At 70.1% G+C, this 24175-nt stretch carries 22 protein-coding genes; 10 read left to right on the forward strand and 12 right to left on the reverse strand.

Features of this window, described 5'->3' with window-relative positions; genetic code table 11:
- Window positions 1-198 precede the first annotated feature (198 nt).
- On the forward strand, window positions 199-2496 hold the full coding sequence (locus tag HDA39_RS36875; RefSeq protein WP_184803242.1) for a fibronectin type III domain-containing protein: 2298 nt from the start codon (window positions 199-201) through the stop codon (window positions 2494-2496).
- Window positions 2497-2626: 130 nt separating this feature from the next.
- Here the strand turns inward: HDA39_RS36875 and HDA39_RS36880 are convergent, their stop codons facing one another.
- The 3 genes from HDA39_RS36880 to HDA39_RS36890 all read right to left on the reverse strand — a co-directional run bounded on the left by HDA39_RS36880 (window position 2627) and on the right by HDA39_RS36890 (window position 5076).
- Entirely contained in the window at window positions 2627-3139 is a 513-nt protein-coding gene (locus tag HDA39_RS36880; protein ID WP_337926052.1) for a DUF1990 family protein, read from the reverse strand.
- Window positions 3140-3156: 17 nt separating this feature from the next.
- The gene (locus HDA39_RS36885) at window positions 3157-4179 is read right to left on the reverse strand and encodes an LCP family protein (RefSeq protein WP_184803244.1); all 1023 of its coding nucleotides are present in this window, start codon (window positions 4177-4179) and stop codon (window positions 3157-3159) included.
- Window positions 4180-4245: 66 nt separating this feature from the next.
- A complete protein-coding gene (locus HDA39_RS36890) occupies window positions 4246-5076 on the reverse strand; it encodes a helix-turn-helix domain-containing protein (protein ID WP_184803246.1) in 831 nt (276 codons plus the stop codon).
- 129 nt (window positions 5077-5205) lie between these two features.
- Between HDA39_RS36890 and HDA39_RS36895 the strand changes: the two genes are divergently transcribed.
- Window positions 5206-5958 (forward strand): phytanoyl-CoA dioxygenase family protein, encoded by a 753-nt coding sequence (locus HDA39_RS36895; RefSeq protein ID WP_337926143.1) that lies wholly within the window; start codon window positions 5206-5208, stop codon window positions 5956-5958.
- Between the two features lie 57 nt (window positions 5959-6015).
- Window positions 6016-6309, forward strand: coding sequence for an HU family DNA-binding protein (locus tag HDA39_RS36900; RefSeq protein WP_184803248.1), 294 nt, complete (start codon window positions 6016-6018; stop codon window positions 6307-6309).
- Here HDA39_RS36900 and HDA39_RS36905 read toward each other — a convergent pair whose 3' ends face one another.
- Window positions 6310-7260: an SMP-30/gluconolactonase/LRE family protein gene (locus tag HDA39_RS36905; RefSeq protein WP_184803250.1), complete on the reverse strand. Its 951-nt coding sequence runs from the start codon at window positions 7258-7260 to the stop codon at window positions 6310-6312. It lies immediately after the preceding gene.
- Between the two features lie 190 nt (window positions 7261-7450).
- On the opposite strand from HDA39_RS36905, the gene HDA39_RS36910 reads away from it, so the two are divergent.
- On the forward strand, window positions 7451-9406 hold the full coding sequence (locus HDA39_RS36910; RefSeq protein WP_184803252.1) for a M13 family metallopeptidase: 1956 nt from the start codon (window positions 7451-7453) through the stop codon (window positions 9404-9406).
- Here HDA39_RS36910 and HDA39_RS36915 read toward each other — a convergent pair whose 3' ends face one another.
- Window positions 9407-10831 carry an aminopeptidase P family protein gene (locus HDA39_RS36915; RefSeq protein ID WP_184803254.1) on the reverse strand — a complete coding sequence of 475 codons (1425 nt, stop codon included), beginning with the start codon at window positions 10829-10831 and terminating at the stop codon, window positions 9407-9409. It abuts the gene before it with no gap.
- Window positions 10832-11027: 196 nt separating this feature from the next.
- Window positions 11028-11936, reverse strand: a complete 909-nt coding sequence (locus HDA39_RS36925) for a phosphotransferase family protein (protein WP_184803256.1) — start codon at window positions 11934-11936, stop codon at window positions 11028-11030.
- A 315-nt stretch (window positions 11937-12251) separates the two neighbouring features.
- Between HDA39_RS36925 and HDA39_RS36930 the strand changes: the two genes are divergently transcribed.
- Window positions 12252-12626: a hypothetical protein gene (locus tag HDA39_RS36930; protein ID WP_184803258.1), complete on the forward strand. Its 375-nt coding sequence runs from the start codon at window positions 12252-12254 to the stop codon at window positions 12624-12626.
- 124 nt (window positions 12627-12750) lie between these two features.
- Here HDA39_RS36930 and HDA39_RS36935 read toward each other — a convergent pair whose 3' ends face one another.
- The 5 genes from HDA39_RS36935 to HDA39_RS36955 all read right to left on the reverse strand — a co-directional run bounded on the left by HDA39_RS36935 (window position 12751) and on the right by HDA39_RS36955 (window position 19589).
- Window positions 12751-14133, reverse strand: coding sequence for an ATP-binding protein (locus HDA39_RS36935; protein WP_184803260.1), 1383 nt, complete (start codon window positions 14131-14133; stop codon window positions 12751-12753).
- Window positions 14134-14300: 167 nt separating this feature from the next.
- Window positions 14301-15776: an FGGY family carbohydrate kinase gene (locus tag HDA39_RS36940; RefSeq protein ID WP_184803262.1), complete on the reverse strand. Its 1476-nt coding sequence runs from the start codon at window positions 15774-15776 to the stop codon at window positions 14301-14303.
- The gene (locus HDA39_RS36945) at window positions 15763-17160 is read right to left on the reverse strand and encodes an alpha,alpha-trehalose-phosphate synthase (UDP-forming) (RefSeq protein WP_184803264.1); all 1398 of its coding nucleotides are present in this window, start codon (window positions 17158-17160) and stop codon (window positions 15763-15765) included. The genes HDA39_RS36940 and HDA39_RS36945 overlap by 14 nt, the downstream gene beginning before the upstream one ends.
- 6 nt (window positions 17161-17166) lie before the next feature.
- Window positions 17167-18165: a Gfo/Idh/MocA family oxidoreductase gene (locus HDA39_RS36950; RefSeq protein WP_184803266.1), complete on the reverse strand. Its 999-nt coding sequence runs from the start codon at window positions 18163-18165 to the stop codon at window positions 17167-17169.
- Complete coding sequence (locus tag HDA39_RS36955; RefSeq protein WP_184803268.1) at window positions 18156-19589, reverse strand: amidase; 1434 nt, start codon at window positions 19587-19589, stop codon at window positions 18156-18158. The genes HDA39_RS36950 and HDA39_RS36955 overlap by 10 nt, the downstream gene beginning before the upstream one ends.
- A 169-nt stretch (window positions 19590-19758) precedes the next feature.
- On the opposite strand from HDA39_RS36955, the gene HDA39_RS36960 reads away from it, so the two are divergent.
- From HDA39_RS36960 to otsB, 3 genes are read left to right on the forward strand one after another with little or no spacing between them, the layout of a single operon-like run.
- Window positions 19759-20070, forward strand: a complete 312-nt coding sequence (locus HDA39_RS36960; protein WP_184803270.1) for a DUF3263 domain-containing protein — start codon at window positions 19759-19761, stop codon at window positions 20068-20070.
- A 3-nt stretch (window positions 20071-20073) separates the two neighbouring features.
- Window positions 20074-20655, forward strand: a complete 582-nt coding sequence (locus HDA39_RS36965) for a LytR C-terminal domain-containing protein (RefSeq protein ID WP_184803272.1) — start codon at window positions 20074-20076, stop codon at window positions 20653-20655.
- Entirely contained in the window at window positions 20652-21488 is an 837-nt protein-coding gene (otsB, locus tag HDA39_RS36970; protein ID WP_184803274.1) for a trehalose-phosphatase, read from the forward strand. The genes HDA39_RS36965 and otsB overlap by 4 nt, the downstream gene beginning before the upstream one ends.
- A 7-nt stretch (window positions 21489-21495) precedes the next feature.
- On the opposite strand, the gene HDA39_RS36975 is transcribed toward otsB, so the two are convergent.
- Window positions 21496-21945 (reverse strand): hypothetical protein, encoded by a 450-nt coding sequence (locus HDA39_RS36975; RefSeq protein WP_184803276.1) that lies wholly within the window; start codon window positions 21943-21945, stop codon window positions 21496-21498.
- A gap of 35 nt (window positions 21946-21980) precedes the next feature.
- Here HDA39_RS36975 and HDA39_RS36980 point away from each other — a divergent pair, with 35 nt between their 5' ends.
- Together HDA39_RS36980 and HDA39_RS36985 are read left to right on the forward strand one after the other, a co-directional pair.
- Window positions 21981-23204 carry a Fic family protein gene (locus HDA39_RS36980; protein WP_184803278.1) on the forward strand — a complete coding sequence of 408 codons (1224 nt, stop codon included), beginning with the start codon at window positions 21981-21983 and terminating at the stop codon, window positions 23202-23204.
- 6 nt (window positions 23205-23210) lie between these two features.
- Complete coding sequence (locus HDA39_RS36985; RefSeq protein WP_184803280.1) at window positions 23211-24173, forward strand: DNA-3-methyladenine glycosylase family protein; 963 nt, start codon at window positions 23211-23213, stop codon at window positions 24171-24173.
- The last annotated feature ends 2 nt before the right edge of the window (window positions 24174-24175 follow it).

The raw sequence follows: 24175 nt of genomic DNA on the forward strand, positions 1-24175 counted from the left end.
AAGAGGGAGGAGGGGAGGAAGGAGGAGGGGAGGGGAATTGAGGGAGGGAGAAGAGGCAGGGGGAGCGAGGGAGCGCCGAATGCACAAGCGGGGCCGGCCTTGGAGTTCTTGAGCGCTTGGTCGGCGGGCGACTGCGAACCCCGGGGCCCGCTACGATGCGCGGGAGGATCCAGCCGTCGTGAGGTGAGACCGTCGCGCGTGAAACTGAGCGGGAGCCGGGAAGGCCGGCGAGGGCGGGCGCAACTGGCCGTGGTGGTGGCCCTGTGCGTCGTGGCGATGACCTTGGCGGTCACGGCGGCCGGCGATCCGGCGGCCGGAGTGAAGTTCCAGCAGTCCGGCCATTTCGTGTACAACAGCGTGCTGCGCCGGATCATGTATGTCGACGGCAACGGAACGGCGAGGAACCCGGGCATCGAGTTCAAGGCCGGCGGTCCAGGTGATCAGGTCGTGCAGACCGACCGCAACGGCTATGTCTTGAGCCAAGGCCGGGTGACCGCGTTCGACAAGTCCGACTTGTCCGTGGCCGATCCGCTGCCCACGCCGGCCGGCGAACGCCCGACCGCCTGGGAGGCCGCGGGAATCGCCTATGCCGTCTACTCCGGCAGCGGACGCGTCCTGCGGTTCGGCGAACGGCCGCTGGTCACCGAGACCGCCTCCGCGGTGCAGTCGTCGATCGTCACCGCCGACGGGACGCTGTGGATCCACCAACTCGACAACGGCCGGTTGTGCCGCCTGGGGCCGGAGGATTCCCGGTTCTCCTGCCCTGTCGAGGTCCCTGCCGGGCACCGTGGCGGCATGGCCGCACTGGACGACCGGACGGTCTTCGTCGACCTCACCTCGCACCTGCTGCGCTCCTTCGACGGCACGGGAGCGAGCCGGGCGACGCCGTTGCCCGGAGACCGGCTGCCGGACGACTCGATCGTGATCACCAACGATCTGGACGGTCGGATCGTGGTCGTTGATCAGCAGCGCAACCAGTTGCACCTGATCGATCCCGAGACGCTGTTCGGCCCGGGACGGGGTGAGCACAGTCTGGGCCTTCAGTTGACTCCGGGACGGTACACGCGGGGAGCGTCGACCGGTCAGGCGCTGGCCTTGATCAACGAGCGCGACAACACGCTGGTCACCGTCGGCGCCGACGGCAGGACCTTGCGTTCGTCACCCATCCCCGGCGGCCAGGGCAAGGCCGGGCAGGTCTCGCTGGTGCGCGGCGACGACAAGGTGTACGTCGACAGTCCAGCCGGTGATCAGGTGATGATCGTCGACGACTCAGGCGCGGTGCGAACAGTCGGGACCAGCAAGGACGATCCGGTCCCGACTCCTGAACCCAGCCGGCCGGTGCCGTCCTCGCGCCCGACGAACCAGCCCGACCAACCCGATCCGCCGGGAGACGGGCCCGACCAGCCCGGAGACGGTCCCGACCGCCCGACCATCGGGCCCGACCGCCCGTCCGGGGAGCCGACCGAGCGGCCCTCGGCGGAGCCTGGCGAGGGCCGGACAGAGGAGCCTGCCGAGCCTGAGGTCGTCCGCAGGACTCCCAAACCGACCGTCGCTCCGCCGCGGCAAGCGACCCGGCCGGGTGTGCCCACCGGGGTGACCGCGACCGCGGGAACCGACGCCGTGCGGGTCGACTGGGGTCCCGCGAATCCGAACGGTGCCTCCGTCACGCAGTACGTCCTGTCCTGGCCGGGAGGCCAACGCACGCTGCCGGGATCCGCGCGGACCTCGACCGTCACCGGATTGACGAGCGGTACGACGTACCGGTTCTCCGTCCGCGCGCAGAACCGGGTCGGCCAGGGGCCGTCGGCCACCAGCAAACCTGCCGTCCCGGTCAATGTCGCGGCCGCGCCGACCGGCCTCCAACTCACGGCGCCGGGCAACGGGCGGCTCACCGCGAACTGGCAGCAGCCGAACCTGAACGGCGGGAGCCTGGTCAGGTACGAAACCTCCGTGCAGGCCGTCGGAAGTGCTGTCGTCCAAGCCGAGACGGCCGGCCCCTGGCGGTTCAACGGCTACTGGAGCGTCGGCGCGGGCGACACACACACCCGGGAGGTCGGCGGCACCGCCACCTTCGAGTTCACCGGTAGCCGCCTGCAACTGTTCGGGGTGAAGGACAAGCACCACGGAATCGCCACCATCTCCGTCGACGGACGGAGCCGATCCGTCGACGGGTACTCGCCCACCCGGCAGGAGGACACCCTCCTCTACACCTCCACCGCGCTGCCGGCCGGACGCCATACGGTCGTCGTCACGATGACCAGCAGCGCCAATGCCAACCGCGAGGACGACGGCGCCCCGGCCTTCTCCCTCGACCGAGCCGTCGTCACGGCCGACAGCTCGGTGATCGCCCGGACCACGCCGACTCAGGCGGCCTCCGCCTACTCCGGCCTGATCGCCGGCCAGCGGTACCGCGTCAGCGTCCTGACTGTCACCCGCCGCGCCGACGGAAGCACTTTGCGGGGCCGCAGCGCGGTTCAGGAGATCACCGCGCGCTGACGCCGCACAACTGCCGGGTTCACGAGTGGCACATGTCACCCGGCGTTCGCATGTCGGTCGCCTCCAGGGTGCGTCAGACCGGGTAGAACTGTGGTCGGCCCCGCAAAGGTATGAGCTTGCGGGGCCTTTGCTATGCCACCAGGTGTTGCAGGGCCTTGGTGTAGCGGCGGGCGAAGGCGGACTGGGTGGTGCGGCCGATGGGGCCGGCGAGTTTGGTGTACCAGGTGCCGGGGCGGCTGTAGGCGCGGAGGGTGAAGAAGACGCCGTCGGGGTCGTTGGTGATCAGGAAGGACTCTTCGCCGGACTCGGGGTGGCCGGGGAGGGTGCCGTAGGCGAAGCCGATCTGCTGGTCGTCGTTCGCGGTCCAGACGACTCGGCAGGGGATCGTGAGGGGGCCCAGGCGGCCCAGGCAGTTGGCGCCGATGGTGGCGGGGGTGTCGGTGGCGTAGATGCGGACGCCGGCGGCGCGGTGCATCTGCCAGGTGGTGACGACCTCGCCGGCTCGGTGGAAGAGCTTGTCGCCTTCGCCGAGGCGGGTGCGGAGGTCCATCCGGTGGTAGCCCTCGGGGGCCTGGTCGAAACGGGTCGACCCGACCGCGTCGTAGGAGAAGCGGAGCGCGGCCAGGTCGTCCAGTGTCGTCACAGGGATCAGGTGCCCGATCAGCTCGACTTCAAGCCGGCGGTCTGGCCGGCCTTCAGTGCCTTGACCAGCGCCTTGACCTTCGTCTCGCTCAGCAGTACGACGCTCTGCCCCCTGCGGGTGGCGTTCGGGTTCGCGACCGGCAGGCCGAGCGAGACCCCGTCACCGCCGGTGGTGACCTTGCGCATCGCGAGGGCGAACTTGGCCACGTCGAACGGGCCCATGTCGTCGTCCACGGTCAGCGCGTCCGCGCCGGAGGTGCCGATCTTGTAGTAGCGGACCGGGTTGACGAAGGTCTTCCACGACAGGGCGTTGCTCGCGGTCAGGCCGATCACCTCGCGCTGCCGCTCGGCGCGGCCGAAGTCGTCGCCCAGGCCGGGGACCTTGCGGGAGCGGACGTAGCCGAGCGCGGTGGTGCCGTCGAGCTCCTGGCAGCCCGGCTTCAGGTTGATGTGGGCGTCCTTGTCCTTCATCGCCTTCTTCACGCACACGTCGACACCGCCGACGCTGTCGATGATCGAGGCGAAACCGCCGAAGCCGATCTCGACGTAGTGGTCGATCCGCAGGCCGGTGTAGTTCTCCAAGGTCTGCGTCAGCAGCTTCGGACCACCCTTGCTGCCCTCGAACGCGGTGTTGATCTTGGCGTCACCGCGGCCCGGGATCGGCACCCAGCTGTCGCGCGGCACGCTGATCAGCGCCGGCGGGCCGGACTCCGGCACGTGCAGCAGGATGATCGTGTCGGTGCGGTTGCCGCCGACGCTTCCCGTGCCGAGTTTCTTCTTCTCCTCGGTGCTCAGACCTTCGCGACTGTCGGACCCGACCAGCAGGTACGTCGTACCGGCGGCGTCCGCGGGGCGCTGGCCGGCCGGTGCGGCGTCGACCTTGTCGATCCGGCTCCACGCGTAGAGCGGGACGCAGATCAGGGTCAGCACGAACAGCAGGATGACCAGGCCGATCAGGCGGCCGACCAGGCTGCGCCGCTTCTTCGGGCGGACCGGCCGGCGGCCGACCAGGCGGGGGTCGATGGGCTGCGGTTGACTCATGGCACGACCGTAGCGGGCCCGGCGGTGCTCCCGCCTCACCCCAGCGAACGGTTTGGCCCCAGACTTTCAGACCGCGCCGGTCCCGGGCCTCCGTCCAAAGGAGGAATTCGCCGCCTGGATCGAACCAATCCGCCGGAACGTGCGCGGCGGCTGGCCGGTCCGGGCCGCGAACAGCCGGCTGAAGTACGCCGGGTCGTCGTACCCGACCTCGCGGGCGATTGTCGCGACGGGCAGGTCGGTTTCGGCGAGCAAGGCCTTGGCGGCGTTCAGGCGGGTGGTCAGGATCACTTCCTGCGGGGTGGATCCGGTCGATAGCCGGACGGCGTCGCGCAGTTCGGGGACCGTGAGGCCGAGTTCAGCGGCGTAGTCCGGAATCGACAGCGGGCGGGTGGCGAGGCCGCGGAGCCGGTCGACGAGGGTCCCGGTGCTGGGGTCGGAGAGGCCGGTGAGCTCGTACAGGGCGGCGACCAGGTGGACGTCTGGGCCGCCGGATCTCGCCGTGCGGAGGAGTTTGGTGAAGGTGCGTTCGACCGGCCTCGGATCGGCGTACCGGCGTACGGGCTGATCCGGGTCGAGATGACCGAGGTCGGCGAGGGCGTCGGCGGCGGGACCGCCGAAGAGGACCCAGGACTGCTGCCAGGTGGTCGTCGGCCGGTAGGCGTGCAGTACGCCGGGGAAGAGCCAAAGGACTGCGGGACCGGTGATCTCGTGGAGTTGGCGGTCGGCGCCGTGCAGGAGGTGGCCTCGGCCGCGACGGATCAGGACGGCGGCGTGGCAGCCGAGCGCGCGTTCGGGGGACGGGCGCGCGGGGTTGGTCTGTTCGCCGGCGCCGAGACAGAAGAGTCCAAGTCGGCGCTGCGGCTCGTTGGGAGTCAGGTAGATCGACCATTCGTCCACACCGACAAGAGTCCAAGAAGTGCGCCTGTTGTGTCCATTCACCTTCAAGGCCCAGGCAGGTGAACTGGAGTGGTGCTGACATCTAACGGGTATCGCCTGGACGAGCGACGGTTGGGACGACTGGTGGAGGTGCCGCCGGAAGAGCGAGGGGATCGAGAGGCTCTCAGGGGGCGGCTGTGGCGGGATGGGTATCTGTGGTTGCGGGGACTACTCGAGCCTGCCGTGAGCAACGGGTTTCGGGAGTACTACTTCGGGCGGACTGGGGTTGCCGACCTCGAGGGGCGGCCGCGAGAGGTCGGTCGCGCCGAACTGCGGGAGGTCCTGTTCGGCGAGGTCGTGCCCGGACCGGAGTACGACGCCTTCTGCCGGCAGGCCGCGCTCAGGGACTGGTTCGGCTGGTTCTTCGGCGCGGAGACGTTCCTGCACCGGCGCAAGATCATCCGCCACACCGCGCCCGGCGAGAACGGCATCGGTACGGCGACGCAGGCGCACTACGACCTGGTCTACCTGCGCGGCGGCACCGATCAGGTGCTGTCCGCGTGGATCCCGCTCGGCGACTGCCCGGTCGAGCGCGGCGGTCTGACGTACCTGGAAGGCAGCCACCACCGCGTACTGCGCGAGGAGGCCGAGGGGCGGCTGAAGCGGCCGGCGGCGTCGATCACGGCGGACCTGCCCGCCCTGGCCGAGGAGTACGACGCGCGCTGGTTGGTCGCGGACTACGCGGCCGGCGACGTGGTGATCCACACCGCGCGCACGGTGCACGCGGCGCTGGACAACGTGGACGACCGGGTGCGGCTGTCGACGGACATCCGTTACCAGCCGGTCGATCTCCCCGTCGACCAGCGCTGGCAGTCCCACTGGCACGACCGGGACGGCCTCTGAGGCACTGCCTTATTGGGCCTCTTGCTAACGACAATCATTTTAGTTAGTGTCTCGACCGTGAATCGAAACGAGTTGGTGGCAGGGGTGGCAGAGAAGGCGGGGATCCCCCGCAACCAGGCCGAAAAGGTCCTCGACGCCCTGGGCGACGTGGTCACCGAGGCCGTGCACAAGGGCGACAAGGTCTCGCTGACCGGCCTGCTCAGCATTGAGCGGGTGATGCGCGCGCCGCGGACCGGCCGCAACCCGCAGACCGGCGAACCGCTGTCGATCCCGGCCGGCTACTCGGTCCGGCTGTCGTGCGGCAGCCGGCTGAAGGCTGCCGCACGCGGCGACCTGCGCACGATCAGCTGATCAGCGCCTGACCGCCGTCACCCAGTACGGCGTCTCCGGCGTCGGCGGGGTGCTGAACCGGGCGTTCGGCAGGTAGATCCGGTTCCCGAAGAAGGCCGCCGTGGTCGGGACGTCGAAGTCCGGGCTGGTGATCTCGCGGACCAGCCGGCCCCGGGTGCCCGAGCCGTTCAGGTCGAGCACGGCGATCTTGTTGAGCCGGTTCTGGACGACGTACAGGGTGTCCTTGGACCGCAGCAGGCCGTCGCCGTTGGTCATCAGCGTGGCGCCGAGGTCGATCCTGCGGGTGACTCCGGTGCGCGGGTCGACCTTGAACAGGAACCCGGTCGCCGACTGCACGATGATCAGCGACCGCCCGTCCGGCGTCAGTTCGATGCCGTTGCCGTTGTTGTTCACCGCGTCGTGCACGTACTCGCCGCTCAGCGGGATCGTCGTCGCGGGCCCGAGCTTGCCGTGCCGGCCGATCGGGACCTTGTAGAGCACCGGCTGCCGCGAGTCGGTGAAGTACGCCGCGTCGCGGCCGAGGATCACGTCGTTCACGAACGTCGGCGTCGCGGTGGTGAACGTGTAGCTCGCGAGCACCTTGCCGGTCCGGGTGTCGATCACCCGGCCGTTGCCGCCGGCGGCCCCGGCCACGAACAGGCGGCCGCGGTCGTCGACCTTCATCCCGAGCGACGCCGTACCGGGACCTTGGCTGATCACCCGGCCCTTGCCGGTGCGCAGGTCGGCCGCGTAGATGTCGCCGTCGACGCGCGAACCGAAGTACGCCTTGCCGCGGTCGATCGCGATGCCCTCGGGCTGGAAGCCGTCCGGCAGGTCGAAGTGCTTCGGGTACGCCGTACGGGAGTGGGTGGTGCCGGTGGGTGCCGCGGTGGCGGTCCCGGCGGTGGTGAGCAGCAGAGCGGAGACGGAGACCGCGGCGACGAAGGCGCGACGGGACAGCGGGCCGGACATGAGCTGGATGACCTCCTGGTCGGTGACCTAGCGCCGACTTCATCGCCCCCGAAGTCGACGATGTGCTCTCGACGGTAGACAACGGTTCCAAGGGCGCAAGGGTTCAACGCGATTGGGTACTGTCGCAGGCACAGAACATGTTCCAGGTCACCGGGCAGGGATCCGCGGGCCGCGCACGCAGGGGAGTTCGATGACCTCAGGGATCGACATTTCGGGGCTGTCCGGCACCGTCCGGCCGCAGGACGACCTGTACCTGTACGCCAACGGCCCGTGGCTGGACGCGCACGAGATCCCGGCCGACAAGGCGATCTACGGCGCCTTCCACGCGCTGGCCGACGACGCCGAGCAGAGCGTCCGTGGGCTGGTCGAGCAGACCCTGAACGCCGGGCACCCCGCGGGCAGCGAGGCGCGCAAGATCGCCGACCTGTACGGCAGCTTCCTGGACGAGGACACCGTCGAGCGGCTCGGTGCCGACCCGATCGCCGACCAGCTCGCGCTGGCCGGCTCGATCGAGGACCGGGCCGACCTGGTCGAGGCGCTCGGCACGCTGGAGCTGCAGGGCGTCGGCGGCGTCTTCCGGTACGGCGTGGACATCGACGCCAAGCAGTCCGACCAGTACGTCGTGTACGTGCTGCAGGGCGGCATCAGCCTGCCCGACGAGTCGTACTACCGCGAGGACTCGTTCGCCGAGCAGCGGACGGCGTACGTCGCGCACGTGGCGCGGATGCTCGGCCTGGCCGGGCTGGCCGACCCCGAGGGTGCGGCCGAGCGGGTGCTCGCGCTGGAGACCCGGCTCGCGGCCGGCCACTGGGACCGGGTGAAGACCCGCGACGTCACCGCGACCTACAACAAGGTCAGCCGCGCGGAGCTGGACGCGCTGACGCCGGGCTTCGACTGGTCGGCGTGGATGGCGACCGCCGGCGTGCCGGACAGCGCCTTCGACACGATCGTCGTGCAGCAGCCGGACTACCTGACCGTCGCCGCGGAGGCGCTGCGGGAGATCGAGCTGGACCACTGGAAGGAGTGGCTCAGCTGGCGGATCGTGCACGCCGCGGCGCCGCTGCTCAGCTCGGCGTTCGTGAGTGAGAACTTCGAGTTCTACGGCCGCACGCTGACCGGTGCGCCCGAGCTGCGCGAGCGGTGGAAGCGCGGGCTCGGCGTGGTCGAGTCGGCGCTCGGCGAGGCGGTCGCTCAGCTGTACGTCGCGGAGTTCTTCCCGCCGGCGGCCAAGGCCCGGATGGTCGACCTGGTCGGCAACCTGGTCGAGGCCTACCGGCAGCGGATCTCGGCGCTGGAGTGGATGGGCCCGGAGACCCGGCAGCGCGCGCTGGACAAGCTCGGCCGGTTCACGCCGAAGATCGGGTACCCCGACAAGTGGCGCGACTACAGCGCGCTGGAGATCGTCGCCGGGGACCTGGCCGGCAACGTCCGGCGCTCGGTCGCGGTCGAGACCGAGCGGGACCTGGCCAAGCTGGGCACGCCGGTCGACCGCGACGAGTGGCACATGACCCCGCAGACGGTGAACGCCTACTACAACCCGCGCGCCAACGAGATCGTCTTCCCGGCCGCGATCCTGCGCCCGCCGTTCTTCGCGCTGGACTCCGACGACGCGCTGAACTACGGCGCGATCGGCGCCGTGATCGGGCACGAGATCGGCCACGGCTTCGACGACCAGGGCTCCAGGTACGACGGCGACGGCAACATCAGCGACTGGTGGACCGACGCCGACCGGGCCGCCTTCGAGGTCCGCGCCAACGCGCTCGTCGCGCAGTACGACGTACTGTCACCGACCGGCGCCGACGGCGGCACGGTGAACGGCAAGCTCACCCTCGGCGAGAACATCGGCGACCTCGGCGGGCTGTCGATCGCCTACACGGCGTACGAGATCTCGCTGGACGGCGCGGAGCCGCCGGTGGTGGACGGGCTGACCGGGGCCGAGCGGTTCTTCCTGGCCTGGGGCAAGGCGTGGTCGACCAAGACGCGGCCGGCCGAGGTGGTCCGGCGGCTCGCGATCGACCCGCACTCGCCGCCGGAGTTCCGCTGCAACGCGGTGGTGCGGAACATCGACGCGTTCCACACCACCTTCGGCACTTCCTCCGGCGACACGATGTGGCTGCCGGAGGAAGACAGAGTCAAGATCTGGTAGTCAGCTCATCCAGTTCTGGAGGGCATCGATCTCCCGCGGCATCGCTGCCGACAGGTTCTCGGTGCCCTCGTCGGTGATCAGGATGTCGTCCTCGATCCGGATCCCGATGCCCCGCAGGTCCTCCGGCACGGTCAGGTCCTCGGCCTGGAAGTACAGACCGGGCTCGACGGTCAGCACGTAGCCCGTCTTCAGGTCGCCGCGGTACTGCTCGTTGCGGGCCGCGGCGCAGTCGTGCACGTCGAGGCCGAGCATGTGGCTGACACCGTGCAGCGTGTAGCGCTGGTAGATGCCGCTGTCGGGGTCGAGCGCGTCGTCGGCGGAGACCGGCAGCAGCTCCATCGCGTCCAGGCCGCGGACCAGCACCTCGATCGCGGCCTTGTGCCCGGAGCCGAACGCGACGCCCGGCCGCAGCGCCGCGATACCGGCGTTCTGCGCGTCCAGGACCAGCTGGTAGAGGTCGCGCTGACGCGGGGTGAACTCGCCGTTCACCGGCAGCGTGCGGGTGATGTCGGCGGTGTAGAGGTTGCGGTTCTCCACGCCCATGTCGAGCAGCATCAGCGTGCCGTCGTTCACCGGGCCGTCGTTCTCGATCCAGTGCAGGGTGGTCGCGTGCGAGCCGGCCGCGGCGATCGACGTGTAGCCGACGTCGTTGCCCTCCGCGCGGGCGCGGCGCCAGAAGGTGCCCTCGATCCAGCGTTCGCCGTACTTGCGGACCTGCTCCATCTCGGCCAGTACGTCGGAGAAGCCGCGGTGCGTGATCGCGACGGCGTCGCGCAGCTGCTCGATCTCGAACGGGTCCTTGACCAGCCGCAGCTCGGACAGCGTCGCGGCCAGCTCGTGGTCGCGATCGGCGTCGACCTTGGTGCCGCTGAGCAGGGCGGCCAGCGAAGCGTCCTCGCCGCGGCGTACGCGGGTCGGTACGTCGCTCTTGAGGGCCGCGGCGAGGTCGTCGACGTGCCGGGTCTCCAGGCCGAACTCCTTGGCCGTCTCGGTCAGCGACGGACGGCGGCCGGCCCACAGCTCGCCGTACATCCGGTCGCGCCAGAACTCCTCGCCCTGGCTGCGCTCGGAGCGGGGGCGGAAGTACAGCACCGAGTCGTGGCCGCTGCCGTTCGGCTCGAGCACCAGGACGGCGTCCGAGGTCTGGTCGCCGGCCAGCCAGACGTAGTCGGTGTGCGGGCGGAAGACGAAGTCGGTGTCGTTCGAGCGGACCTTGTAGGTGCCGGCGGGGATCACCAGACGCTCGCCGGGGAAGGCCTGCGACAGCGCGGCGCGACGCTTCTCGGTCCAGGCCGCGACGTCGCGCAGGCTGGCGTCGGTGCGCTCGATGTCACCCCAGCCGGAGTTCATGAAGGTGCGCAGCTTGTCCTTCGGCTCGTTGTCGTGGCTGGCCGTCTTCGGGGCCTTCTCGGTCGTCTCGGTCATCGTCGGCCGTTCCTCGTCTCAACGCTCGGTGTACAGGTGGTCACCGCGGAGCGTGCCGCTGTCCGGCAGCGCTTCGGCGGGGTCGGAGCCGATGCGGGTGATCGCGTTCCGCCCGTCCACGAAGCCTACGCTCGGCGCGAACGCCTTCGCCTCCTCGTGCGCGAACTGGGCGTCATCCGGGCCTTGGCGAGTGCTGTCAGTGGTGGCGGCCGCCCAGCTCCTGGAGGTAGGTGTCGAGGCGTTGCTCGGCGGTCCGGACGGTCAGGTCGGGTCGGCCTGCTGCCCGCCAGGCTCCGGTCACCGCGTCGAGCTCCTCGGAGAAGGAGAGGGCGTCGCGGATCAGCCAGTACCGGCGATCGGCGGGAGCTTTCGCGAGGAGGCCGCCGGCAGCCTCGTAGGCGGCGACGAACTCGAGGCCGCGAGCAGGCCCGTGGATCAGCGCGAGGTTGGCGGCACAGTGCGCGACATCGAGGTCGGCCGGACCCCAGGAGGGGCCGGCCCAGTCGACCACGCCAGTGAGGTCCTGCCCGTCGAACAGGACGTTGCCGGGCTGGAAGTCGCGGTGCAGATAGCGACCGTCGTACGACGGCACCGGGCCGCGGAGGACGTCGATCGCGGCCGACCAGGTCTGCGCGTCAGCACCTGGCGGGACGATGACGCTGCCGGCGGTTGTGAAGGTCTGGTAGGTGGGAGGCCGCTCGACGGGCTGGAGAGCGTGGATCTTGACGAGCTCACGGGCCAGCAACGGGATCCGGGCCTCCAGCCCCGCGTCATCGAGAACAGCCCGGCCCGGCAGTGCGGTCATCAGTAGCGACGGGTACTCGCACTCGTCCGCGAGTGCATCGACGCCAACCAGTTCGGGAGCCGTCACAGTGGTTGCCGCAAGCATCGTCAGCGCCGCGGCCTCCCTGGTCAGCGCGTCCTTGGCGTGGGGCACGTCGACGTACGAACGCAGCACCAGGGCGCGGGTGCCATCAGGTCCGGCGATGGTCAGCCGCCGCATCTCGGCGGTGATCCCACCGACCAGGATGTCGACGCCGACGATCCGCTCACCGTCAGCGAGCTGAGCGGCCACCCAGGCCAGGGTCTTCGGTCGGACAGTCATGCGCCCACCTCATCACCCGGACGCCACCGCACGGAAACGCTTTTCACCCGAGACTGCTGCCCGCCGGACCGGCCCGGCATGGTGTGGCACTGGACTTGCCCGACGGAGTGGACGATGCCTTGGTTTCTTCTTGCCCATGGACTCCATGACGAACGTCCCTCCAGGGCAACCGCTCCGGATCTGGGATGTCCGTCACCACGCGCCACAGGGCAGGGTCACCGCTGCTTGGTCGAATTTGACCGAAAACCGGTGGGGTTCCGGTCGCGCGGTGCAGGGTCGGAGCCGTCCAGGCAAGCTCTCGGAAGGACTTGAACGATGAAGATGACGCAACTGACCCGGGTCGCGATGGCAGCGGCTGTTGTGGCCTCCGGGCTGGTGTGTGCCGGCGCCACCGTGGCCAACGCTGCACCGGACTGCACGCAGTCGGGGCCGAACCTCGACGGTGGCTCGCTCATGACCCTGGGTGCGGTCCCCTACAAGAGTGGGCCGGCCGCGGAGTGCCGCACGAACGAAACCCGCTCGGGCAAGGCATACATCTGGTGCCGGAAGACGAACCAGTACGGCAACCTCTGGTACTACGCCCGCGACGCTGACTCCAACCAGCCAGGCTGGGTCTACAGCGGCGACGTCGTCAGCATTTCCGGTTCCAACGGCGCGCGCTGTGGGGCTGGTCTGACCCCGCCTCGGTAACACGACGGGCCGTGGAACAACGAACGCCTCCGAGCCGTACGGCTCGGAGGCGTTCGCGTGCGACGGCGAGGAACTGCGACGCCTGCTCCACGCTTGGTCCGATCCACGCGACCGCTTCGTCCCCTCAGTACGGCGAGGCCGACGCCGACGCCGGCCGGATCACCGGCTTCCACTGGTCGCCGGGTCGCCACCAGATCCTTGACGCATGGTCGGCGGTCGCGGCGTAGTAGGTGCCCATTCGGACCGCTGCTCTGGCTCTACCGGTGGATGGGTCCTCGTCGTAGGCGCACGCGGACGCGAAGAGCCGCACCAGTTCGTGGATCTCGACCCGGTCGCGTCCTACCCGGGTCAGCAAATTGGCCGTCAGTAGCGCGCCGATCTGATCGACGGCCTGGTCGATGGGAACGCCGGCCAGAGCTGCGGCCACGCCGAGGTCCATTCGTCGGGCGGGGTGCAGGCTGAGCGCCCGCAACATGGCCCGGGCCGGGGCGTCGAGCGCCCGGTACGACAGGTCGAGGGCGGATTCCACGCCCGCATCGATCCGGAGCCGCCGGGCTCTTTCGGCGAGCCGTTCGACCTGGTCGGCCAGTGTCCAGTCCGGCTGGGCCCTGACCCGTGCCCCGACGAGGGCCAACGCCAACGGAAGGTGTGCCGCCGCCCGGGCCAGTTGGTGCAGCAGTTCGATGTCGTCGTCGCGATCGAGCATTCGCCGCAGCATCTCCACCGAGTCGCCCTCGGGAAGGACACCGACGGGCGTCCGCAGTCCCGCAGTACGGCGTAGCCGAGTCCGGCTGGTGATGAACACGACGCTGCCGGCGTTGTCCGGCAGTAGCCACTGCAGTTGGTCGTCGCCCGCCGCGTTGTCGAGCACGAGCACGATCCGGTGGTCGCCGAGCTCGTCGCGGAACAACCGGGAGCGAGCCTCGGTGGTCAGCTCGGCGAAGCGTGCCAGCGGGACGGACAGCAGTCGCAGCAGTTCACCGAGTACGGCGCGAGGGTCCGCCGGCGACCGCACCGGGTCGTGGCCGCGCAGGTCGACGAAGGCCACCAAGTCCGGCCGCACCGCACCGACCGCGGAACAGGCGGCCTCGTTCGCCAGCCAGGTCTTGCCCACACCTGGCATCCCGTCGATCAGATGGACCGTGGTCTGCTCGGTCGACCGGCTTCGCAGCCTGTTCAGCTCCGGTGCCCGACCGACGAAGATCCCCTGCACCGGGGCGAGTTTGGTGGTCAACTCGACGGTCTGCTCGTCGCTGAGCTGGTCGACGACCGACTCGTACGCTCGACGCCAAGCCCGTCCTGTGTCCGGGTCACCGGTGATCGCCACCACGATGTCGACGACAAGCTCGACGGCGAGCCGGTGCCGGCCCGGGCGCAGGCAGCGGTACACCGTGTCGTAGGCGACTGCCGGCGCGTCCCGGGCACGGCGGATGCAGAGCACCCGTCGGTGCAGTTCGCGGTACGGGATCGTGGCGACCGACCTGAGTCGTCCGAGCGCCGCGCTCAACTCGCTCAGTGTGTGCGCTTCGGCGGGCGGCCCGGAGCCTCTTCGCCCCAATGGCGGCATCGTCACGTCGTCCTCCCCGTGCTCGGACGTGATAGGTGGTCAGTCTGCCCCGCCGCAGGCCGGGAGACGAGCCGGTCCGGTGCGTCCACCGGATAATCGGTCCGTTACTAGCCGGATGTATACCTCGTGAGCTCTTGCGCCGCCTGGACGGCGAGGTCTCGGAGGATCGTGTAGCGGGGGCGGAGGAGTTCGATGCGTTCTACCTCGGGGGCTGCCGGCTTGAGGTGTTCGCCGCCGGGGACCGGGGCCAGCCCGAGGGCTACGGCGGCGGCGCCGCGGGCGCCGACCTCGGCTTCGGCGCAGACGTCGGTGGGGCGGGCGAACGTGGCGGTGAGGCAGCGGCGCCACCAGGCGGAGGCGTCGATGCCGCCGCCGCCGAGGACGACCTCGAGCTCGCGGCCGAAGAGGGTGTCGAGCATGCGGAGGCCGCGGTCGATCTCCAGGGAGGCACCTTGCAGAGAGGCGGCGAGCAGGTCGGCGGCGTCGTCGTCGAAGGAGAGGCCGAAGTAGACGCCGGAGCCGCCCGGGACGGTCTCGGGTGGACGGGTGCCGGCCTGGAACGGGATCGCGATGACGCGCGACGAGCCGATCTCGACGTCGGTGGGCTCCTGGTGCGCTTCGTCGAGTTGCAGCACGTTCGTGAGCCAGGCGTGCAGGTTTCCGGCGGCGGAGAAGGCCATGCCGGTCACCGCGCGCTGGTCGTCGACGCGGTAGCGCCAGAGCTCCCACGGGAGTTCGGGCGCCTGGTCGATCGGGTGCACGACCCGTACGGCGGCCGACGTGCCGACCGTGACGGCGGCGGTCGACTCGTCGTACCCGCCGCTGCCCACGTTGGACGCGGCGCCGTCACCGGTCGGCGGATGGACCGGTACGCCGACCAGCCCGGGCCAGCGGCGCGCGTAGGAAGCAGCCAGTACGCCGGTCCAGCCGCTCGGCACGATCGCCGGCAGGCGGTCGGGCTTCACGCCCGCGATGGCGAGCGCCTCGGCGTCGTACTCGCCGGTCGCGAGATCGAGCGAACCCGTGCCGGACGCGATCGAGACCGAGGTGACGCGGTCTCCGGTCAGGCGCTCGATCACGAGATCGGGCAGCCCGGCGAAGGAGACAGCGGAAACCTCGGACAGCAGCCACGGGATGCGGCGCGGCCAGTACAGGCGGTGCAGCCAGGCGCCGGTGCGGGCGTGGAAGGCGTGCTCGTCGAACGCCGGGTCGAGCCGCGGCTCGACCGACCGCGTGTCGGCCCAGGTGATCAGTGGGGTCAGCGCGCCGCCGTCGTTGTCGAGGGCAACGATCGAGTGCCACTGCGAGGAGAGCACGATCGCGGTGATGCCGTCGAGATGGCCGTTGTGCTGCAGCTCGTCGAGGCAGCCGAGCAGACCCTCGACGTACGCGTGCAGGTCGATCGTCGCCGACCCGCCGGTCCCGTACGTCGGCGCGATCTTGTGCCGCGCGAGCGCGCCGGGGACCGGCGAGGCGTCGTCGGCGGACAGGACGAGGGCGCGGGCCGAGGACGTGCCGAGATCAAGCGCAAGCACTCGGTCGCCGGCGGGCGGACCGTCGTACGGGCCGTCAGTCGGCGGCATGCAGTGCCTCGAGGAAGGACGCCGCCCAGACGTTCACGTCGTGCGCGGCCAGGTGCTTGCGCATCGCCTTCATCCGGCGGCCGAGCTGGCGGTCGTCGGTGTTCATCGCGTCGACGATGGTGTCCTTCATCCCGTTGATGTCGTGCGGGTTGACCAGGAACGCCTGCCGGAACTCGTCGGCCGCGCCGGCGAACTCGCTCAGCACCAGCGCGCCGGTGTCGTCGTACCGGCAGGCGACGTACTCCTTGGCGACCAGGTTCATCCCGTCCCGCAGCGGTGTCACGACGGCGACGTCGGCGGCCCGGAGCAGCGCGGCCATCTCGGTCCGCGAGTACGTCGTGTGCAGGTAGTTGATGGCCGGCGTCCCGATCCGGCCGTGCTGCCCGTTGATCCGCCCGACGAGCAGCTCGATCTCGTCGCGGAGCATCCGGTACTGCTCCACCCGCTCCCGTGAGGGCGTCGCGACCTGGATGAAGACCGCGTCGTCGACCGAGACGCGCTTCTCGTCCAGGAGTTCCCCGAAGGCGCGCAGCCGCTGGAGGATGCCCTTGGTGTAGTCGAGCCGGTCGACGCCGAGCAGGATGTGCTGCGGGTTGCCGACCTCCTTGCGCATCTCCAGCGCGCGGGCCTCGGTCTCGGGCTGGCGGGCCAGCTGCTCCAGCTCGCCGACGTCGATCGAGATCGGGAACGCCTTGGCGCGCACGATCCGGTCGTCGGGCAGGTGGATGCGGTCGCCGCGGGTCCGCAGGCCCATCCGGTTGCGGGCCAGGCGGGCGAAGTTCGAGGCGGCGCCCGGGCGCTGGAACCCGACCAGGTCGGCGCCCATCAGGCCGTCCAGGATCTGCCGGCGCCACGGCATCTGCGCGAACAGCTCGGTCGGCGGGAACGGGATGTGCAGGAAGAACCCGATCCGTACGTCGGGCCGCAGCCGGCGCAGCATCGCCGGGACCAGTTGCAGCTGGTAGTCGTGCACCCAGACCACCGCGTTGTCGTCAGCGGCGTCCGCGGCCGCCTCGGCGAACCGCCGGTTCACCGCGACGTAGGCCTCCCACCACTCCCGGTGGAACTCCGGCGGCACGATCACGTCGTGGTACAGCGGCCAGAGCGTCGCGTTCGAGAAGCCCTCGTAGTACAGCTCGACGTCCTCGGCCGACAGCGTCACCGGGACCAGGTGCATGCCGTCGGAGTCGAACGGGTCGACCTTCTCGTCCTTGCCGCCGGTCCAGCCGATCCAGGCGCCGTGGTGGCGCTGCATCACCGGTGCCAGGGCGGTGACCAGTCCTCCTGGGCTGCGCCGCCACGCCGTACTTCCGTCGGGCATCTCGACCCGGTCGACCGGCAACCGGTTGGCCACCACCACGAAGGAACTGCGTCCGCTCGGCATCTGCTGTTATCCACCCAGGTATTCGTCGTCGCCGGGGTACGTGACCCCGATCTGTCGGCGTGTCTCGTCGAGCAGCTCGAGGATCTCGATCGTCGCGGCGTGCGGCAGGGCCGGACACTCGATCTGTCCGGCGCGCAAGGCGCGCATCACCTCGGCTGCTTCGTAGTGGTACCCAAGGCCATGCGTCGGTACGTCGACCCGCTCCTGGCCGGACGCCGTACTGCGCACGTAGTAGTCGGGGTGGTGGAACCGGTTCGGCAGCAGCAAACTGCCCTCGGGGCCACTCACCGAGGCGGTCCACGGGTTCTGCGACCGCAGGCCGCAGGTCAGGCCGGCGACCGCGCCGGAGTCGTACCGCCAGGCCATCGCGACGTTCAGGTCGACGCCGTCGTCGTTCAGCGAGCCGACGGCCTTGACCTCGTCGGGCCGGCCGAGCGCCATGTGCACGAACGTCATCGGGTAGATGCCGCCGTCCATCAGGGCGCCGCCACCGAGCGCGGGGTCGAGCAGTCGCGCGGGCAGCTGCGGCTTGTGGAATCCGAAGTCGGCCAGAGCCTCCATCGGCTCGCCGATCACGCCCTTGGCCAGGTCGGCGAACATGGCCTGTACGACGGGGTTGGTGCGCATCCACATCGCCTCGGCGAACAAGGTGTCGTGCTCGTGCGCGACGGCGACCAGGTCCTTGGCCTGCCGGGCGGTCAGCGTGACCGGCTTCTCGCACAGGACGGCGATGCCCGCCTGCAGCGCGGCGCGGGCGATCGCGTAGTGCTGCGGGTGCGGCGTACCGATGTAGAGGACGTCGACGGTCCCGGACTCGATCAGCTGCCGGTGGTCGTCGTACCGGTGCTCGATGTCGTGCTCGTCGGCGAACCGGTCGGCGCTGTCCAGGGACCGGGACGCGACGGCGGTCGCGACCGCGTCGTCCAGCTCGGCGAGATCGTTGGTGAACTGCGTCGAGATGTTGCCGGTAGCAACTACACCCCAACGGACCTGGTCTATACCCACTGTCTGAACTCCGGGGTCGGGAACGGGCCGTCGGACTCGATTCTCGCGGTCTCGAAGGCGTGGGCCAAGCGAATGAGGGTGGAGTCACTCCCGGCGGTGCCGCCGAGAACGATGCCGACCGGCAGTCCGGCGACCGTCCCGGACGGCACCGAGAGCAGTGGGTAGCCGGCCAGCGCGGCGTGCGAGGAGGAACTGCCGAGCACGTGGTCGCCGTTGACCAGGTCGATCGTCCAGGCCGGCGAGTACGCGGGGCTGACCAGGGCGTCGAGCTGATTGTCCCGCAGCAACGTGTCGATCCCGTCACGGCCGGTCCGCAGTGCGGACATCCGGGCGGCCACGTAGATCGGCGAGTCCAGCCCGCCGGTCTCCTCGGCCCGCTCGAACAGCTCCTGGCCGAACCAGGGCAGCTCCTCGTCCGGGTGAGCCTGGTTGAACGCGATCAGCTCGGCCAGATTCCGCGGCGCGCCCTCCTTGCGGGTCGCCAGGTACTTGGCCAGGCCGACCTTCAGCTCGTGCAGCGGGACCTGCAGCTGGTCGTCGTCACCGAGCGCCCGCAGCGACAGGTGGTCGACCAGGGTCGCGCCGCAGCGGCTGAACGTCTCCAGCGCCTTCTCGGTGGCCTGGTCGAGCCCGGTCGAGTAGCCCCACAGCGATCCCCGCAGTACGCCGATCCGTACGTCGCTGAGGTCGGTGCCGCGGCAGGCCTCCAGGTAGTCGGTGCCGCCGCCGGTCAGCACGGTCAGCAGGGCCGCGGACTGGGCGACCGTGCGGGTCATCGGGCCGGCGGTGTCCTGCGAGTGGGAGATCGGGATGATGCCCTGCTGCGGCACCAGGCCGACCGTCGGCTTCAGCCCGACGATGCCGTTGAGGGCGGCCGGGCAGACGATCGAGCCGTTGGTCTCGGTGCCGATCGCGAAGTCGGCCAGGCCGGCCGCGACCGCGGCGCCGGAGCCGCTGGAGGATCCGCCGGCGGACCGGTTCAGGGCGTACGGGTTGCGCGTCAGGCCGCCGTACGCGCTCCAGCCGGACGACGAGCCGTAGCCGCGGAAGTTGGCCCACTCGCTGAGGTTGGTCTTGCCGAGGATCACGCAGCCGGCCTCGCGGAGCCGCCGGACGAGGACCGCGTCGTCCGGAGGGGGCGGCTGGTCGGCCAGCGCCAGGGACCCGGCGGTGGTGGCCAGGTCGGCGGTGTCGATGTTGTCCTTCACCAGGACCGGTACGCCGTGCAGCGGACCGCGCGTGCGTCCGTCGTCACGTTCCGTGTCCAGACGGGCCGCGTCGGAGGCTGCAGCGGGGTTCGGCGTACAGACCGCACGGACGAGAGGATCGACCTCCCGGATCCGGGCCTGCAGCTCTTCGACCGATGCGAGGGCGGGTCGAGGGTCCGGTGACACACCACCGGAGCCCTGTCGAGGTGAGCTCACCTCCAAGATCCTGCCACGGTTGAGCGGGCCGGGACGGGGCTCGCCGTACGCTGGAAAGGACCGGAAACGACACGGCCGGATCGCTGCCGGGTGAATGACATCGCTGTTGTTCAACCCGTAGAGTGGAGCGCGGACGGACGATCACCGACCGCACGGGAGTCACCAGCAGATGGACAGCGCGAACGCGAGCTCCAACGGCCCGGACGCCGGCACGGCGCAGCCGGCCGTGGCCGGGCTCTCGGAGCGGGACGGCGCCATCCTCGGCTTCGAACGGCACTGGTGGAAGTACGCCGGGGCCAAGGAGCAGGCGATCCGCGACCAGTTCCAGATGTCGGCCACGCGGTACTACCAGGTCCTCAACGCGCTGATCGACCGGCCGGAGGCCCTCGCCCACGACCCGCTGCTGGTCAAGCGGCTGCGCCGGTTGCGCGCCGCCCGCCAGCGCGCTCGCTCGGCCCGGCGGCTGGGGATCGAGGTCTAGACCTTGACCCGCAAGGACGAACGGGGACAGGTTCTCTCCTCCCTCGTGGCGGTGCTGGCCGTCGTCGCGATCGTCGGAGGACTGCTGGTGCTGTTCGGCACCCGCGGCAACGACAGCGTCGCGGACGACGGGAAGCCTGCCGCTTCCACTCCGTCGGTCACTCCGAGTACGACGCCGCCTGCGGCGACTCCATCGGAGCCGAGTGCTGAGCTGACGACCGCGCCGCCGATCGCACCGACCTCGGCGCCGACGTCGGCGCCGGTCTCGACGCCGTCTTCTGTGCCGACGCCGACCGTCGCCGTACCGCCGTCGGAGCGGCCCGCGGTGGAGATCTACAACAACACCGGCCGCAAGGGGCTGGCCCAGTCGGTCGGCGGCCGCGCCAACCAGGCGGGCTGGACCGTCACCGGCGCCGACAACTGGCACGGCAAGATCGTCACCAGCACCGTGTACTACCCGGCCGGTATGCAGGCCGAGGCCGCGCAGCTCGCGCAGGACCTCGGCATCCCGCGGATCAAGGACGCGCTGGACAACATGAAGAAGGACCGGCTCACCGTCATCCTCACCTCGGAATACTCCGGATGAGCACTCCCGTACTGGCGACCACGGCCGGGCGGGAGGGCTGGGAAGCGATCGTTGCCGATCCGGCCGGCGCGGTGATCGCGTCGGACTTCGACGGCACGCTGTCGCCGCTGGTCGAGGACCCGTCACGGTCGCGTGCCGCCGAAGGCGCGCTGGACGCGCTGGCCCGGCTGGGGCGCTCTGTTGCGCAGTTGGCGATCGTGACCGGTCGGCCGGCGCTGGTCGCGACCGAGCTGTCCGGGGTGAGCGGTCACGCCGGACTCGGCCAGCTGGTCGTGCTCGGGCACTACGGCCTGGAGCGCTGGGAGGCGACGACCGGCGCGGTCACGAGCGATCCGGTGCCTGCCGGGGTTGCGGTCGCTCGGGAGCAGCTGCCTGCGGTGCTGGCGGCTGCCGGGTTTGCTGACGCTTTCGTCGAGGACAAGGAAAGCTCGCTCGCCGTCCATACGCGACGGCTGGCTGATCCCGCGGGTGCTTGGGAAGGTCTGCGGGCACCGCTGACAGCGTTGGCCGAGTCGGTCGAGCTGCGGCTGGAGCCGGGGAACCTGGTGCTCGAGCTGCGCCCGCCGGGCATCGACAAGGGCGTAGCCATCCGCCGGCTCGTGGAGTCCACGGGCGCCCGGTCGGTGCTGTACGCCGGTGACGACCTCGGCGATCTCGCCGCCTTCGAGGCGCTCGCCTCGCTCCGCACCGAGGGCCTGCACGCCGTACTGGTCGCCGCGCGCTCCTCCGGGGCGACCGCGCTCACCGAGGCCGCCGACATCGTGGTGGACGACCCGGCCGGTGTCGTCACCGTGCTCACCGCCCTGTCAGACGCGATCGCCGCCCGGGCTTAAGGCGTCGTCAGCGGCGACGGAAAGTCTGCTGCAGGGTCTGGCCGAAGGGCTGGACCGGGTGCTCGGTGTAGTTGCCGTCCTGGAGGCCTGCCAGGCGCTCGAACGGGTTGCGGGAGGCGGGGCAGCCGGTGCGGGCCCAGGACCAGGCGACGGCGACGACGTACAGGGGGAGCATCGGGAGGCCGATCAGGCAGAAGTACTGCCAGGAGTGGCGCTCCTCGTGCTTGACCAGAACCGGACGCGCGTCGAGGTAGGCGCGGTCGTTCTTGGTGAGCACGACGTTGCCGACCGTGAAGGCGTTGGCGATCGGGAAGCCGAGCTTGTAGCCGTTGGCGTAGTACAGGCCGCGAGGGCCGCGGCTGACCTTCGCGCGACCGATCAGAGCGACCAGGAAGCCGGCCAGCGTCGAAAGATTGACGAAGTTCACCACCAGCTTGAGCTTCTGCGCGGCGGTCATGATCCAGTATTGCGCTCGCCAAGTCGCCTGTCCCAATGTCGCAATTCTTAGGACATCGAGCTACTCTTGTCCTAAGAATTGCGACATTAGGACATCAGGTGACCATCTTCAGTACGCCGCAACCAGACCGCGAAGATCTCTTGGTCCTCGACCAGATCCATGCGTACCGGTCCGAGTTGGCCGACGTGATGCGGATGCCCAAGCGCTGGGCAGGCGGCCTACGGCGCAGCATGCTCGCGCGGGCGATCCAGGGCTCGAACAGCATCGAGGGATACGAGGTCGCGGTCGACGATGCCGTCGCCGCCCTTGACGACGAGGACGCACTGAGCGCGGACGAACAGACCTTCGCCGAGATCAGGGGGTACCGGCAAGCGCTGGGTTACGTGCTGGCGATGGCCGGAGACGCCGACTTCCGGCTGGATGTGGCCGCGGTCCGGGCCATGCACTTCATGATGCTCAGCCATGACCTGTCCAAGAGCCCCGGAAGCTATCGGCAGCGTGAGATCTACGTCCACGACGAGAAGACCGGTCGAAACGTCTACGAAGGTCCCACCGCTGACGAGGTTCCAGGGCTGGTTGAGGAGTTAATGGTCGAGCTGGCCGGCGACAGCCAGGTGGACAGCTTGGTCCGGGCGTCGATGGCTCACCTGAATCTGGTGATGATCCATCCGTTCCGCGATGGCAACGGCCGGATGGCGCGAGCCCTCCAAACGCTGGTCCTGTCGCAGTGCGGGATCGGTGAGCCGGCCTTCTCCAGCATCGAGGAATGGCTCGGAAGCAACACCGAGGACTACTACCGGGTGCTCGCCCTGACCGGCGCCGGCAGTTGGCAGCCGGACAGATCGGCCGCTTTGTGGGTCAAGTTCAACCTACGCGCCCACCACATCCAGGCCCAGACCGTTGCCCGGCGCTATCGCGAGGCGGCCAGGCTGTGGACCGCCTTCGATGAGCTGATCGCGGCGTTCCGGCTGCCCGATCGGGTGGCCGACGAACTCTTCGACGCAACCCTCGGATTCCGGATCCGCCGCTCGACCTACGTTCGCCGGGCAGACATCGAGCAGCGGACCGCCACCCGTGATTTGGGCAGGCTCGTCGAACTGGGCCTGCTGCGGGCTGTTGGCGAAACCAAGGGGAGGCACTACGTGATCGGGGACCGGCTGACCGCGGTTCGGCGGGAGGTTCTCGAGGCACGTTCTCCGGTGGTCGATCCGTACCCCTGGATGCGCGGGCGCCTGCTCGCGGCGCTGTCGGTGCAATAGGTCAGGATGGGGGCCGTGAGTTCGGTGGTACGGCGGTGGCGGTCGGGGCGTCCGGTGGATCCGCACCAGGTGATCGGTGGGTTGCGGAAGGGGCCGGGGGATCCGGCGTACGTCGTCGAGCCTGGGCGGCGGACGGTGTGGCGGGCGACGCGGACTCCGGATGGGCCGGTGCTGCTGCGGCTGACGCCGTACGCGACGGTGGGCGAGGTGGAGGCCGAGGCTTGGGGGCCTGGTTCGGCGTGGGCGTTGGACGGGGTGCCGGAATTGCTGGGGGAGGCGGACTCGTGGGACGGGTTTTCGCCGTTGGCCGAGCATCAGCCGTTGGTTGACGCGGCGCGGCGGTTCCCGCACTTCCGGGTGCCGCGGACGCGTGCGGTGTTCGAGGCGATGGCCGCGGCGGGGATCGAGCAGGTCGTCACCGGCAAGGAGGCGTTCCGTGCTTGGCGGGTGCTGCTGCGCGAGTACGGCGAACCGGCGCCGGGGCCGGTCGCTCCTGACGGGCGCGTGCTGATGGTCCCGCCGTCGCCGGAGGAGTGGCGCCTGATTCCGTCGTGGCAGTGGCTACGCGCCGGTGTGGAAGGCCGGCGTTCGCGGGTTGTCATCACTGCTGCCACCCGAGCGCGCGCTCTCGAACGCACGTTGGAGCTGTCCGACTCGTCCGAGATCGAGCGCCGCCTGAGGTCTTTACCTGGTGTCGGCGTCTGGACCGCCGCCGAGGTCCGCCAACGAGCCCACGGCGACGCGGACGCGTTCTCCTTCGCCGACTATCACGTATCCCGCAACGTGTCGTACGCCCTCACCGGCGAAGAGCTCGACGACGACGCCACGGCCGAACTCATCGAGCCCTACCGGGGCCACCGCTTCCGAGTCCAGGCGCTGCTGCAGCTGGCCGGCATCACCCACCCCCGCTACGGTCCCCGCAAGTCGCTTCCCACCCACACCCCAGGAGCCACCCACCGCTTGCGGTGAGA

Source organism: Kribbella italica, assembly GCF_014205135.1.
In the GTDB taxonomy this organism is placed as follows: domain Bacteria; phylum Actinomycetota; class Actinomycetes; order Propionibacteriales; family Kribbellaceae; genus Kribbella; species Kribbella italica.